13 protein-coding genes are annotated in these 14,674 nt (G+C 34.0%); 8 read left to right on the forward strand and 5 right to left on the reverse strand.

The genetic code is table 11. From position 1 onward, the window contains the following. Positions 1 to 275: 275 nt before the first annotated feature. Positions 276 to 1,109, forward strand: a complete 834-nt coding sequence (locus tag ACFOZZ_RS13090; RefSeq protein ID WP_376815407.1) for a DUF6591 domain-containing protein — start codon at positions 276 to 278, stop codon at positions 1,107 to 1,109. A gap of 16 nt (positions 1,110 to 1,125) precedes the next feature. On the opposite strand, the gene ACFOZZ_RS13095 is transcribed toward ACFOZZ_RS13090, so the two are convergent. Continuing rightward, complete coding sequence (locus tag ACFOZZ_RS13095) at positions 1,126 to 2,136, reverse strand: LacI family DNA-binding transcriptional regulator (RefSeq protein WP_279147548.1); 1,011 nt, start codon at positions 2,134 to 2,136, stop codon at positions 1,126 to 1,128. A gap of 191 nt (positions 2,137 to 2,327) precedes the next feature. Between ACFOZZ_RS13095 and ACFOZZ_RS13100 the strand changes: the two genes are divergently transcribed. From ACFOZZ_RS13100 to ACFOZZ_RS13120, 5 genes are all read left to right on the forward strand, one after another. Continuing rightward, positions 2,328 to 4,460: a PTS transporter subunit IIBC gene (locus ACFOZZ_RS13100; RefSeq protein WP_376815408.1), complete on the forward strand. Its 2,133-nt coding sequence runs from the start codon at positions 2,328 to 2,330 to the stop codon at positions 4,458 to 4,460. A gap of 2 nt (positions 4,461 to 4,462) precedes the next feature. Further along, the gene (locus ACFOZZ_RS13105) at positions 4,463 to 5,266 is read left to right on the forward strand and encodes an endonuclease/exonuclease/phosphatase family protein (RefSeq protein ID WP_279068519.1); all 804 of its coding nucleotides are present in this window, start codon (positions 4,463 to 4,465) and stop codon (positions 5,264 to 5,266) included. Continuing rightward, positions 5,263 to 6,747 carry a 4-alpha-glucanotransferase gene (gene malQ / locus ACFOZZ_RS13110; RefSeq protein WP_376815409.1) on the forward strand — a complete coding sequence of 495 codons (1,485 nt, stop codon included), beginning with the start codon at positions 5,263 to 5,265 and terminating at the stop codon, positions 6,745 to 6,747. Before ACFOZZ_RS13105 ends, malQ begins: the two co-directional genes overlap by 4 nt. Positions 6,748 to 6,761: 14 nt before the next feature. Then, positions 6,762 to 9,029 (forward strand): glycogen/starch/alpha-glucan phosphorylase, encoded by a 2,268-nt coding sequence (locus ACFOZZ_RS13115; RefSeq protein ID WP_376815410.1) that lies wholly within the window; start codon positions 6,762 to 6,764, stop codon positions 9,027 to 9,029. 87 nt (positions 9,030 to 9,116) lie between these two features. Then, positions 9,117 to 10,319 (forward strand): class I SAM-dependent rRNA methyltransferase, encoded by a 1,203-nt coding sequence (locus tag ACFOZZ_RS13120; protein WP_055232523.1) that lies wholly within the window; start codon positions 9,117 to 9,119, stop codon positions 10,317 to 10,319. Here ACFOZZ_RS13120 and ACFOZZ_RS13125 read toward each other — a convergent pair. After that, positions 10,316 to 10,936 carry a LytTR family DNA-binding domain-containing protein gene (locus ACFOZZ_RS13125; RefSeq protein WP_055232521.1) on the reverse strand — a complete coding sequence of 207 codons (621 nt, stop codon included), beginning with the start codon at positions 10,934 to 10,936 and terminating at the stop codon, positions 10,316 to 10,318. The two genes, ACFOZZ_RS13120 and ACFOZZ_RS13125, sit on opposite strands and share 4 nt — an antisense overlap. A gap of 269 nt (positions 10,937 to 11,205) precedes the next feature. Here ACFOZZ_RS13125 and ACFOZZ_RS13130 point away from each other — a divergent pair, with 269 nt between their 5' ends. After that, positions 11,206 to 11,517: a helix-turn-helix domain-containing protein gene (locus ACFOZZ_RS13130; protein ID WP_270469383.1), complete on the forward strand. Its 312-nt coding sequence runs from the start codon at positions 11,206 to 11,208 to the stop codon at positions 11,515 to 11,517. Between the two features lie 9 nt (positions 11,518 to 11,526). Here ACFOZZ_RS13130 and ACFOZZ_RS13135 read toward each other — a convergent pair whose 3' ends face one another. Both ACFOZZ_RS13135 and deoC read right to left on the reverse strand, forming a co-directional pair. Then, positions 11,527 to 12,288, reverse strand: coding sequence for an AIM24 family protein (locus tag ACFOZZ_RS13135; protein WP_055232518.1), 762 nt, complete (start codon positions 12,286 to 12,288; stop codon positions 11,527 to 11,529). Between the two features lie 54 nt (positions 12,289 to 12,342). Then, entirely contained in the window at positions 12,343 to 13,044 is a 702-nt protein-coding gene (gene deoC, locus ACFOZZ_RS13140; protein ID WP_055232516.1) for a deoxyribose-phosphate aldolase, read from the reverse strand. A gap of 117 nt (positions 13,045 to 13,161) precedes the next feature. Between deoC and ACFOZZ_RS13145 the strand changes: the two genes are divergently transcribed. Next, positions 13,162 to 13,881, forward strand: a complete 720-nt coding sequence (locus tag ACFOZZ_RS13145) for a GntR family transcriptional regulator (RefSeq protein WP_286696552.1) — start codon at positions 13,162 to 13,164, stop codon at positions 13,879 to 13,881. A 75-nt stretch (positions 13,882 to 13,956) separates the two neighbouring features. Here ACFOZZ_RS13145 and ACFOZZ_RS13150 read toward each other — a convergent pair. Next, on the reverse strand, positions 13,957 to 14,674 hold a 718-nt coding region (locus ACFOZZ_RS13150), incomplete at its 5' end, for a transposase (protein WP_376815411.1).

Below are 14,674 nucleotides of genomic sequence, written 5' to 3' on the forward strand. Positions count from 1 at the left end.
CATCACCTTGCGGTGATGCTCATTTAGCAGGGACTGTCAACATTCTGTCCTTGACTTTTGAACCAGTTTATTCACACCCCTGGCATTTTTAAATCTTGAGTTAACCCCAAGTCTATTTAGTTATTCCTATTATAGTTCAGGCTTTTTTGTTTGCATCCACAAAACCAAATATAAAAATCACCATGTTATATTTTGGTCAGAAAAAGGAAGGAGAATGCATATGAATAAGTACTAAGGATGAATTTGATTGTACGAATAAATTAGGAGGCTTAATTATGAAAAAGAAAATGTTTATTGTGATTATGAGTATGTTAGTTAGTTTAACTGGATGTGGTAGTAGTAAGACTACGAGTAGTAGTTCAAAGGAAAAAATCAATATAAAAGATATTGCTTGGAATGTGGATGAAGGTATTGTGGATGGAGAACGTTGTGTACTTCTTGACTATACGAATAATACAAATTATACAATCACCAGCTTTGAACTTACATTCAAAGAAAAAAACAATATAACTGAAGAAGAAAAATCAAAATTATATTCAGAAGTCAAAGAGTCATGTGGATTAACTGATGAATACAAGAATAGTTCTATTTCTATGTATGCGGATAGTAATCAGGTTGTGAATAAAAAAGAATCTGTTTCGAATGTGCATTGTTGTTACGATAATTACTATTATGTAAAGAATATCAATCACTATAAGCTGATGAAACCTGATATTGCGACTATTAAGTATATTGATAATAATAAGGTCTATACTGAATACTATGATTTTAGGGCAAAAAAATATTCTCTTGATAAAGAGACACAGATAGCTAATCAATGGTCCAAAACAGAATTAGGAGATAAAATTCCTAAAACAAATGCAAAGGTAGTAGAAATCATCAGAGATGATCAAATAAACTTTACATTTGAAGCATATGGATTATCACGAGATCAGTTTAATACTTATGTTGAAGAATGTAAAAAACGTGGATATAGCATTGATTTAAGTTACGTTGATGGATTCTATAGCGCAAATAATACAGAAGGTTATAATATCAAGGCAATGTATGATGAAGAAAATCATCAAATTACTGCAGCTATTAGTTCTCCAAAAGCTAATTATGAATAACGAAAAGGCGTTTCACTTAATGTGAATCGCCTTTATTCATTTCCTTTACACTTTGTCTTTTACGTATTGTGAATGGCACAATTGAGCGTGTCGCAAACATGGTAGGTGTTTCTATATGTTTAATAAGCTGGACAACTGCTTCCATGCCTAACTGATTTGGGCTTACATCAATAGAAGTCAGTGGTGGTTCTGAAAAACGTGCAAAGATAGAATTATTAAAACTCACAATAGAAATATCATCAGGTACTTTCTTTCCTACTTCAGTAATTAGTCTAACCATAATGACTGCATAAATATCATCACATACCACAAAGGCACTAGGACATTCATCACTTCTTAATAATTCAAGTATTTCATTGGGGTTATAGGAATAGCTTGAAGAAAGATTCTTAATATAGTCTTCTTTCACTTCATAGCCTGCTTCGGATAAAGCTTGTATATAACCAAGACGTCGATCTATAGAATACTGTGCATCTTTTTTCTCACCAATATAACCAATCTTTTGATGTCCTTTTTTAAATAAGTATTTCACTGCCTCATAGCCTGCCTGGATATTATCTGTATCTACACTGACTGATGTAATGGAATTCATTGGTGGTTTACCAATCATAATATAAGGAATCATACGTTCTCTTAAATAGTCTGTCACAGAAGATTCAATTTTCGTATTTAGGAAGATATATCCTTCACAATCCGCAATTTCCATACTTGTCTTCATTTCTCTCGTATCGGCACCAGTAATAATATGAAGACTATAACGCTCTTTATTACACATATAACTAATACCTCTTACTATTTCTAGATAGAATGGATTCTCATAGACATCTACCATAGAACGTGGAAAGACGACACCAACATCATGTTTTTTAATATGTGATTTATCATATACATAACCGAGTTCATCCATTACTTTACGTACTTTTTCTTTCGTTTCTTCACTAATTGAATAATGATTATTAATTGTACGAGATACAGTAGATGGAGATACACCTGCTTTTTTCGCAATGTCTTTAATTGTGATACTCATTTAAATCACCTCACTTTTATTATACTCATTATTATTGTGTTGCGCTATAGTTGCGCAAATATTTGCATAATATATGCGTAAATACCCTGTTTTGTTGCATAATTCCTATTGTGTAAGTGTTTACAATCATTAAAATAGGATTTGTAAGAAAAAGGGAGTAAGACATAACCTTATTAGAAGGAGGAAAGAATATGAGTAAGGGAAAAGTTTTATGTATGCCCCTCAAGGGTAAAGTAGTACCAATCACTGATGTCCCAGATTCTGTATTTTCAGAAAAGATGATGGGAGACGGATGTGCTATCATTCCAGAAGATGGAAAAGTATATGCACCAGACAACTGTGTAGTAAAAATGGTTGCACCTACTAAACATGCAGTTGGTCTTGTGACAGATGATGGTATTGAAATCTTAATCCATTTTGGATTAGATACAGTTCAGTATCAAGGTGAAGGTTTTACTTGGCATGTAAAAGAAGGTCAGACAGTTGAAAAAGGAGATTTATTGTTTGAAGGAGATTTAGATTTCTTTAAATCTAAAGGTGTGAATACAATGACTCCATTCGTATTTACTAAAGAAGATGATCTTAAAGGTAAGAAGATTGTCTTAAAGAAAGGTGCTCATAATGTGAAGGATGAGATGCTTGTTCTTGAAGATGTAGCAGCTCCTAAAGCAGCACCTGAAAAGAAGAAGAAAAAAGGAATTAACTTCGACTTCTTACAGAAGTTAGGTAAAGCCTTAATGACAGTTATCGCAGTAATGCCTGCTGCTGGTTTAATGATTTCATTAGGTAAAGTATTCCAGATGTTTGGCGCAGATGTTGCATTTGTTATGACTGTGGGTTCTGTAATGGAACAGATTGGTTGGGCAGTAATCAACAACCTACATATCTTATTCGCAGCTGCCATTGGTGGTAACTGGGCTAAAGATCGTGCCGGAGGTGCATTCGCAGCCGTTATCGCATTTATCTTAATCAATAACATCACAGGTACAATCTTTGGTGTTACAGCCGATATGGTTAATAGTAGTAAAGTCATTTATACACATACATTATTTGGTGCAAAGATTCCAGTTGCCAACTATTTCACAACAGTTCTAGGATCTGCAGCACTTAATATGGGTGTCTTTGTAGGTATTATTGCTGGTTTCGTTGGTGGTATTGTTTACAACAAATACTATAACTTCCGTAAATTACCTGATTGCTTATCATTCTTCAATGGTAAACGTTTCGTTCCATTAATGGTTATTGTTCATTCAGTTGTTATCGCAATTGTAATGTCAATTGTATGGCCATTTGTTCAGGGTGGTATTAATAGCTTTGGTGTTTGGCTTGCAAACTCAAGTAAAACAGCACCAATCATTGCCCCATTCTTATATGGTATGTTAGAACGTCTATTATTACCATTTGGTTTACATCATATGTTAACTATTCCAGTTAACTACACTTCTTTTGGTGGTACATATACTATCATGACTGGTTTACAGAAGGGTACAAAAGTATTCGGTCAGGATCCATTATGGTTAGCTTGGGTTACAGATTTAATTAACTTAAAGAAAGCTGGAAACATGACAGCTTACACTCACTTATTAACAACAGTTACACCTGCTCGTTTCAAAGTAGGTCAGATGATCGGTGCAACTGGTCTATTAGCTGGTTTCGCTTATGCAATGTATAAGAATGTCGATAAAGATAAACAGCCTAAATATAAATCAATGTTTATTTCTACATTCATTGCAACTTTCTTAACAGGTGTTACAGAACCTCTAGAATTCATGTTTATGTTCGCAGCAGTTCCACTATATGGTGTTTATGCAGTACTTCAAGGTTTAGCTTTCGCAGCAGCTGATATTGTTCATTTAAGAGTTCATTCATTTGGTAATATCGAATTCTTAACTCGTGTTCCTATGGCAGTTCAAGCAGGATTACTTGGTGATGTTATTAATTTCGTTATAGCATGTGTAGTATTCGCAGTAGTTGGTTATTTCGTTGCAAACTTCATGATCAAGAAGTTTAACTTTGCGACACCAGGTAGACTTGGTAACTATGATGATATGGAAAGTGATGAAGCTTCTACAGCACATGAAGGTAGTGCTCAGGTTGAAGCAATCATCAACTTACTTGGTGGTAGAGATAATATTCAGTTAGTTGATGCATGTATGACTCGTTTAAGAGTTACAGTTAATGATGTCAATAAAGTTGCTGATGTTGATGCTTGGAAGAAGGAAGGCGCAAAGGGTCTCCTTAAGAAAGATAACGGTGTTCAGGCAGTTTATGGACCTAAAGCCGATGTTCTTAAGTCAGATATCAATGACGCCTTAGGTAAATAAAAATGAAGCTCATGACACTTAACACACATTCACTAAGTGAATGTGATGAAAAGAATAAGCTCCAGACAATTGCGAATTTTATTCTAAATCATGATGTTGATGTCATTTGTTTACAAGAAGTCAATCAAAGTACGACTGCAAAAAGTGTTTCTACCGACGGATCTTATGTCGGTAGAGACATTATTAAAGAAGACAATTATGCACTTGGATTAAGTCGATTACTTGGTGATCAATACAATTGGAACTATATTCCAGTTAAAGTAGGTTATGACAAGTTTGATGAAGGTGTAGCCATCTTCTCTAAGTATCCAATTGTGAATAGTGTAAATACTTTATTGACGCAAACCAATGATTATACGTTCTGGAAGAAACGTAATTCTCTTGGAGTAGAAATAGTAAAAGAGAACACACATTTCTGGGTTTATACAGCCCATTTAGGATGGTGGAAGGATGATGAGGAACCTTTCATTGACCAATGGCATAAGCTCAATGTTGTGGCGAATAAAGAAGTCCCTGTTTACTTAGCAGGAGATTTCAATGCACCTGATAGTATTCCAAACCAAAGTTATGAGACTATTAAAGAAGATGGATGGTTTGATACACGTGACGAGGCGGATGATGTCCAAGGTCGTTTTACTGCTCAGGGTAAAATAGACGGATGGGGTGAAGCAGTGGATGGTATGCGTATTGATTATATCTGGTGTAATAAAAAAGAACATGTAAAAAGCCATCATGTCATATTTGATGGTACACATGAAGATGTAGTTTCTGATCATTTTGGACTATTTATGGAGGATAGTTTATGAGAAAAAGTGGTGTGTTATTATCCGTATCATCTTTACCTAGTAAGTATGGTATTGGTTGTTTTGATGAAGCTGCTTATAAGTTTGTAGATGATCTCGTAGAAGCTAAACAAACATATTGGCAGATTCTCCCTTTAGGTATTACTGGTTATGGTGATTCACCTTATCAGTCATTCTCTACTTTTGCAGGTAACCCATATTTTATTTCTTTAGATGAGTTTGTGAAATGTGGTTATTTAAAGGAAGAAGATCTACCAGAGGCAGATATAAATAGTGATTATGTTGATTATTCTTATCTCTATGAAAATAGATATGCATTATTAAAGAAAGCGTATGAGAATTCACATATTACTGATAATGAAGATTTTAAAACTTACTGTAAGGACAATGCATGGTGGCTAGAAGATTATGCATTATTTATGGCCATTAAGGCGTCCTATGATAATCAGGGCTGGGAAAACTGGCCTTTGGAATTACGTTTAAGAAATGATGCGTCCCTTACCGAAAAACGTAACGAACTCAGCGATGACATTAATTACCATAAGTTCTTGCAGTACTATGTATGGAAGCAATGGTATGCATTAAAGGATTATGCGAATAGTAAAGGGGTAGAAATCATTGGTGATATTCCTATCTATGTCGCATATGATTCATCTGATGTATGGGGACAGCCAGAATTATTCCAGTTGGATCCTGAAGTAAAACCTACTGCAGTTGCAGGTGTACCACCTGATGGTTTCTCTGCTGATGGTCAGCTTTGGGGTAATCCACTTTATGACTGGAAGAAACATAAGGAAACTGGTTATGCATGGTGGATCCAGAGAATTGCATATTGTAAGAAAGCCTATGATGTTGTACGTATTGACCATTTTAGAGGTTTTGATGAATATTTCTCAATTCCTTATGGTGATACAACTGCTAGAAATGGACATTGGGAAAAAGGCCCTGGATATGACTTATTTAAGACAGTTGAAGAGTCTTTAGGAAAACTCAATGTAATTGCAGAAGACTTAGGTTATTTGACTGATACAGTTAAACAGATGGTCGCTGATTGTGGTTATCCAGGTATGAAGGTATTTGAATTCGCATTTGATTCACGTGATTCTTCTGGTACAAGCAACTACCTACCTCACAACTATACAGAAAATTCAGTTGTTTATACTGGAACTCATGATAATGAAACAATGATCGGATGGCTTAAAAATATTCTGCCTGAAGAAAGACAGATGTTGAAAGACTATCTACACTATGATGGTGATGATGACACTGTATTAGTGGATATGAGTATTGATTGTATTATGGCAAGTGTAAGTGATAAGTGTATTGTACCAATGCAGGATTACTTGAAGCTTGATAATACAGCGCGTATGAATAAACCTAATACTTTAGGTAATAACTGGATGTGGCGTTTAGATAAGAATGCCTTTAATGATTCATTAAAGGAACGAATGCGTGACATTACAGTAAAAACAAAGCGTATTTAAAGGAGATTTTAAGAATGGATGTTAAGACGTTAATTAATACAAGAGTTCAGGAGTTATTTAATCTTTCAATAAAGGATTGTTCTAATGAACAAGCTTATATCGCATTATTAAGTGTTGTAAAAGACTTGCTTGATGATAAAAAGACAATTGAAGGGGACCGTAAGGTTTATTATTTCTCTGCTGAATTCTTAATTGGTAAACTCATGAGTAATAACTTAATCAACTTAGGTATTCGTAAGGAAGTAAAGGAATTATTCAAAGAAAACGGAAAGAGTTTAGAAGAAATTGAGGAAATAGAAGCTGAACCTTCACTCGGTAATGGTGGGCTAGGTCGATTAGCTGCTTGTTTCTTAGATTCAATCGCAACTTTAGACCTACCTGGTGATGGTGTTGGTCTTAATTATCATTTAGGTTTATTCAAACAGGTATTTGAATACAACAAACAGTGCGAAACACCAAACCCTTGGATTAATGATCATTCTTGGCTCATTCCTACAAACAAACATTATACTGTAGAATTTAAGGACTTTTCTTTAAAGTCTCAATTATATGATTTAGATGTATTAGGCTATAAAGGAAATAAGAATAAATTACACTTATTTGATATTGCATCTGTTGATGAATCAATGGTACATGATGGTATCTCATTTGATAAATCAAACATTGTACGTAACTTAACTTTATTCCTCTATCCAGATGATAGTGATGAAGCAGGTCGTAAATTACGTATTTATCAGCAGTATTTCATGGTATCTAATGGGGCACAGATGATTCTTGAAGATATCAAGAGTAAAGGAATCAGCTTAACTGATTTAGATAAGCATGTATGTATCCAGATTAATGATACACATCCATCAATGGTTATTCCTGAATTGATTCGTCTTCTTATGAAAGAAGGACTTACAATGAAGCAGGCTATTGATATTACATCTAAAACATGTGCTTATACAAACCATACTATTCTTGCAGAAGCACTTGAAAAATGGCCATTGTCTTATCTAGAAGAAATCGTGCCTCAATTAGTACCTATTATTGAAGCATTAGATGCTGTTGCGAAAGAAAGATCTACAAATGAAAAAGTCGCAATTATTGATAATAATAAGCTCGTTCATATGGCACATATGGATATCCACTTTGGTTTCTCTATCAATGGTGTAGCATCTATTCATACAGATATTTTAAAGAATACTGAATTACATGACTTCTATGAACTTTACCCAACACATTTCAACAACAAAACAAACGGTATTACATTTAGAAGATGGTTATTATCATGTAATGAAGAATTAACTGATTTGATTGATAGTTTGATTGGTGAAGGCTACAAACAGGATGCAAGTGAATTAGAGAAATTACAGAAATATTTAGATAATGAAGCGGTTCTTAATAAACTACTTACAATCAAGCAGGAAAAGAAAACACAGCTTGCGAACGTAATCAAAGAAAAAGAAGGTATTGAGTTAGATCCTTCCTCTATCTTCGATGTTCAGGTTAAGAGATTACATGAATATAAACGTCAGCAGATGAATGTATTATATATTATCTACCAGTACTTACAGATTAAAGCCGGTCATAAGCCGGCACATACTATTACATGTATCTTTGGCGCAAAAGCAGCTCCTGCTTATATCCTCGCAAAAGATATCGTCCATACACTCCTTTGTCTGCAGCAGCTTATTGACAATGATTCAGAAGTATCTCCTTACTTAAAAGTAGTCATGGTAGAAAACTATAATGTCACTTATGCAGAATCTATTATTCCTGCAGCTGATTTCTCTGAACAGATTTCCCTTGCTTCAAAAGAAGCATCTGGTACATCTAATATGAAATTCATGTTGAACGGTGCAGTTACATTAGGTACTGACGATGGTGCCAATGTCGAAATACATGAATTTGTAGGTGATGATAATATTTATATCTTTGGCGCAAAAGCTGATACAGTTATTGACCATTATGCGAAAGGTGATTATTATCCTCAGGATATCTTAAATAATGATCCTGAATTAAGAACACTTGTTGATTTTATTGTCAGTGATGAAATGAAATCAGTCGGTGATGTGGAATCACTTGAAAGATTACATAATGATATGTCATACAAGGATTGGTTTATGGCATTACTTGATGCAAGAGACTATATTGAGACTAAAGTACGTGCTATCAACGATTATAAAGATAGAAAAGCATGGGCTAAGAAGATGTTAGTCAATATCTCTAAAGCTGGCTTCTTCTCTAGTGATAGAACTATTGCACAGTATAATGAAGATATCTGGAAATTAAAATAATCTCCTTAATCAGGGTTCTTAATGAACTCTGATTTTTTTATTGATTTTATTTCTTATATACTTTATTTTATTTACGAGGTGTAGAAAATGAAAAGAAATTATCCAAGTATTATTATTACTCCTGAAGGAGAAAAATGGCTCGATAAAGGGCAGATGTGGATGTATAAGAATAATCTAGGTAGTCTAGATGATTCTATTGAGAATGGTTCTTTAGTAGATATTATGACGACTCAAGGACGTTATTTAGGTACAGGGTTTCTTTCTAAAGAAAGTCATATTACAGTACGTATTTTAACTAAGAATCAAAATGAAGTGATTGATAGAGAATTCTTTAAAAAGAGAATTCAGTTTGCGTATGACTTTAGAAAGACAGTAGAAAAAGATAATCTAACGAACTGTCGTCTTGTATTTGGTGAAGCAGATAGTTTACCAGGTTTAACTGCAGACCGTTATAATGAAATCATTGTGACTCAGATTACATCTTATGGTTTAGATTTAATCAAAGATATGATCTATGAATTATTATTGGAAGTATTAAAAGAAGATGGTCAGAATGTATCTGCTATCTATGAAAGAAATGATGTCAAGGTACGTGCTAAGGAGGGTCTAGAACTCTATAAAGGATTCTGGAAACCAAGCATATTACCGACTACAACTGTCATTAATGAAAATGGTTTGAAGCTTAATGTAGATGTGGAAAATGGTCAGAAGACTGGTTACTTCTTAGATCAGAAATCTAACAGAGTATTACTAAGAAACATGTCAGCAGGTAAGACAGTCTTAGACTGTTTTAGTCATACAGGAGGTTTCGCATTAAATGCTGCAATTGGAGGCGCAAAACATGTCACTGCTGTAGATGTTTCTCAAACAGCTTTAGATCAGGGTCTTGCGAATGCGAAAATGAATCATCTAGAAGATAGAATGTCTTTTGTACAGGATGATGTCTTTGATTACTTAGATAAATGTCATCAGGGACAGTATGATATTATTGTCTTAGATCCACCTGCATTTACTAAATCAAGAAGAACAGTGAATCATGCTTATAATGGCTATAAGAATATTAACATGAAGGCTATGAAGCTACTAAGACAGGGTGGATATCTAATTACATGCAGCTGTTCACGTTTTATGGAAACTGCACTATTTGAACAGATGTTAAGAGAATCCGCAAAGGAATGTGGAGTAACTCTAAAACAGGTCTCTGTGACTCAACAGAATGCGGATCATCCAATTCTATGGACTATGGAAGAAACATCTTACTTAAAGTTCTATATCTTCCAAATCATCTAGAAGTCTCCGGACTTCTTTTTTAATGACTGATAAAAGTTATTTTTATAAATTTGTCCTAACTTAAATATATGGGTTCCCATATAGATATCGTGATGATTTATTTTATTGATATAACGACTATTAATACATGTACTTTTATTAATCTGTACAATCTGTTTAGAATGCATCTCTTCTTGTATTATTCTTAAAGGCTTATAGAGATGATAGTTCTTTTTCTTTGTATGTATAGTAGAAAGATGATCATGTGTTTCTATATAGAAAATATCATGGATAGGAATAGACATCTTCTGATGCTCATATTTGAATTGATAATAATCGTAATGCTTCACATGCAATGACAACATCAATGAAACGCCGAACTCTAAATCATTTTCAAATATATAATGAAAAGGCTGGTAGATCACAGTCTCTGGACCTAAAGGTTTATTTAATACAATCACAATAAAAGCTTCTTGATCAATTATTCTAATTCTTTGTATATCTTCAAATGCACCTGTAAAATATATATCAGAATGAATCAGTGTTTTAGAAATTGTATAACGATGATGATAATGACGAAACATCTGGATTATTCTGTCTGTTATATAAGAATTTAAATGTACAATAGAAATAATCATAATACTCAACCACCTAGTAATATTATATACAATATAATAAAGGAAAAAGGACTAAGCCATGTTGGTATTAGTCCTTTAGTGTGTATATACACATATACATACTGTTATAGCTCCCATAATCAGAATACATGAATAAACTAATGTATAACATAATAAATAACATAAAACGAATAATAATATCGTGAAATCTAAAAAAGTGAGATTTTTACGCACATGAGCGCTATACTCTCTGTTTTATTTCTATGCTTAAAGTGTAGAGGTATACAGATATGTCAATGGGAGAACGATTAAGAAAAGCAAGATTAAAAATGGGATATTCTCAAGAAGAAGTCGCAAGACGTATTGATACACATCGCACAACCATAGGGAAGTATGAGAATGGTGAATGTGAACCATCTATAAAAGTCTTAGCGAAGCTGATAGAAATCTATTGTACAGATGCGAATTATATTCTTTATGGCAAGGATATGAAAGTGATGAATGTATCCAGAGTACCAGAGAACTGTATGAGAGATATCTATATGTTGATTTCAGAATATCTTATTGATGATTATGCGTATAATGAAAACATCCACGATTAGTGGATGTTTTTAAATCTGTGGCTTGATTAATACTCTTCCTGTTCCACGATAGACATTGACTAAACCTTCACCACTCACGGCTGAACCAATCAATGTTTTACCGCTTCTTTCTACTGTGAAGTCTAGATTTTCACTCCAGGCAATCGCAAATGATCCATCAATCTTTAATGTATCATTATGTAAATCAATGGTAATCAGTTCTTCTTGAGGAACATTACATTCTAAGACAACCTTACCAGATCCTTTTAGACAGAGATTGAATAATCCCTCATCACCAATTGTCTGTCCCGATACACTTTTAATCATAGAAGTACTTAGATTTACTTTTGTTTCAGATGCACAATATAAACCATCTTCTACACACATAGCCCCATTCCAATCATCTAGATCTTCAATAATATAATGCTTATAGCTTGGTTCTGTGACTATAACACCAGTCCCTTCATATTGTGGTTTGATTGTAGATTCACCAGTGACCTGGGCATTAAAGAACTTCTTGATTGTATCACCAATCCCTTTTAAACCTGTAGACTGATGTACATCACCTACATACCATTGCATGGCTCCTGGTTGAATATTCACGCTCTCATTATTTAAAGTAATCATCAATTGTCTTTTCTTCACATTCATTTGACTCATATAGAATTTAATCTGTGCATCATCAGCTGTACAACTTAAATCCTTATCGTACTGAATTACTTTAAACATTCCTTTACGACTCACTACAGAGACATTGCTATTATCTTCAAAATTAAAAATCTGGAATCCCATAAGAAAACCCTCCTTTACACTATTATATACGAAAAAAAAGGTCTTATGACCTTTTTAAATCTTAATTACACCATCAACAGCTTTTTTCTTTAATTCTTCAATAATAGAGACTCCTGCACTTGTACCAATACGAGTTGCTCCATTTTGAATCATCTTGATAAAAGTATCCGCATTTCTAATACCACCTGCAGCCTTTACTTCTACCTCATCACCTACATATTTCTTCATTAATGCGACATCTTCAAAAGTAGCACCACCTGTTCCAAAACCAGTAGATGTTTTAATGAAATCAGGTTTAACCTCTTTCGCGATCTCACATAATTTGATCTTTTCTTCATCATCTAAATAACAGTTTTCAAAAATAACCTTACATGGAATATGATGGGCATGACATGCATCCACAATCTGTGTCATTTCATCCTTAATATACTCCCAGTTCTTATTCTTAACCTCTGTCTGATTGATGACATAATCAATCTCAGTGGCTCCCTCTTCAATCGCATTATTTGTATCAAATACCTTTGAGGCAATAGTAGTCTGTCCAAGTGGGAATGAAATTGCAGCACCTACATGAATATCAGTGCCCTTTAATAGTTCCGCACATAAATGAGACTGAACCTGGTTGATTGCAACCATCTTGAAATGATAGTCTTTTGCCTCATTGCATAGTTTCTCCATATCTTTTTTAGAGGCATCAGTATGTAAGTTAGTATGATCAATCATCTGTGCCAATTCATCAATAGTATATTCTTTCATCTGTATCTCTCCTTTACATATATACTAACATTATATAATTGTTATGTCAATGATATGTAAACATATCACTGGCGTTATAAATGTGATAAAATATCATATACATGAGGAGGGTGCGTTATGACCGCTTTATATTTAGATGTAAAAAAAGATTTATTAGATAAGATTACATCGGGAGAATACCCTGAAGGCACTATTATTCCTACAGAACATGAATTATCTGATATTTATCATGTAAGCCGACCTACTATTAGAAAAGCTGTACAAATTTTAGTAGATGCCGGTTATCTAGAAAAGAAGAAAAAACGTGGCACTATTGTATGTATACCTAAGGTAATTCAAGACTTTACACAGACAATATCTAGTTTTGATACACAGATGAAAAGACATGGTATTGTATCTCAAACGCAGGTGATTTCATTTAAAAAAGAACAGGCGTCTAAAGAGATTGCGGATTCTTTACATCAACAAGAAGAAGATTTAGTTTATAAACTTGTTCGTTTACGTTATACAGATAAGAATCCTAATGTCTTTATTACAACCTATATTCCTGTTTCTCTATTTCCAGAATTGCTTGATACAGACTTTACCCAAGAAAGACTTTATGATGTCTTTGAAGCACAGGGACATAGTATTGATACAATTGACCGAGAATTAGAAATGATCAAAGCCGATGATACAATAGCGGATATGCTGGATATAGAAGAAGGAGATCCATTATTCTATTTCCACTCTATCGGTTATGATATAAATAAGACTCCAATAGAGTATTCTATTGCACGTTATCGCTCTGATATCAATACATTCACATTACATCTTAATAGACATAAAGGAGAGTAATCTGAATAAAAATTGAAAGAGAAAACAAATTTTACCCTAAAAAAGTGCATAAAGCCCCTTTCCCCAAATGGATGGCTATTCTATTTGAGGTGAGTTCGTAGATTCTTTTCTGATGAGTTGTAGAATCTCTGCTTCAGACAAGCCAGTGCGGCTGAGCTGATTGAAGGCATTTCGTAAATTGTTTTTTACGTATTCGATTCGTTGCTTCTTTGTTGTTTCAACATCTGCCATATCTGTTGGGTTAAATACTTCACCAGTTTTTAAAAGGTGATAGACAGCAATAAGTATTTTTCTCGCAATCGCAATGATAGCTCGTTTCTTACCGCGCCTTTTAGATATCTTGTTGAATTTGTCTGCGTAGTAATCGCAGTTCTTATCTTTTACGGCAGCATGTGCAACCTGAACAAGGCAAGGCCTAAGATAAACACCAGCTTTTGAAATCTTAACTGATTTCTTTTTGCCGGCTGATTCATTACATCCAGGAGCTAATCCAGCCCATGCAGCAAGTTTGCGATGAGAGGACCACTGAGACATATCAGTGCCGATTTCAGAGATAATGGTAATGGCAGATTTTCTATTGATTCCTGGTATTGTACAAAGAAGCTGTATGTATTCTTCGTAGTTGGCAACCATCAAGTCGATATGGTGCTGTATTTCATCAAGTAGAGAATCTAGATATTCCATATGTTTCTGAACGATTCGAATTCTAGCCTTTTGAAACTGATTTAGCTGAATACCTTCAACAGCACTTAGGATGTCTTCATGAGATGCTTTACAACCGGCATGAACTTTA

This window comes from Catenibacterium sp. GCM10023432 (assembly GCF_042651925.1).
GTDB lineage: Bacteria > Bacillota_I > Bacilli_A > Erysipelotrichales > Coprobacillaceae > Catenibacterium > Catenibacterium mitsuoka.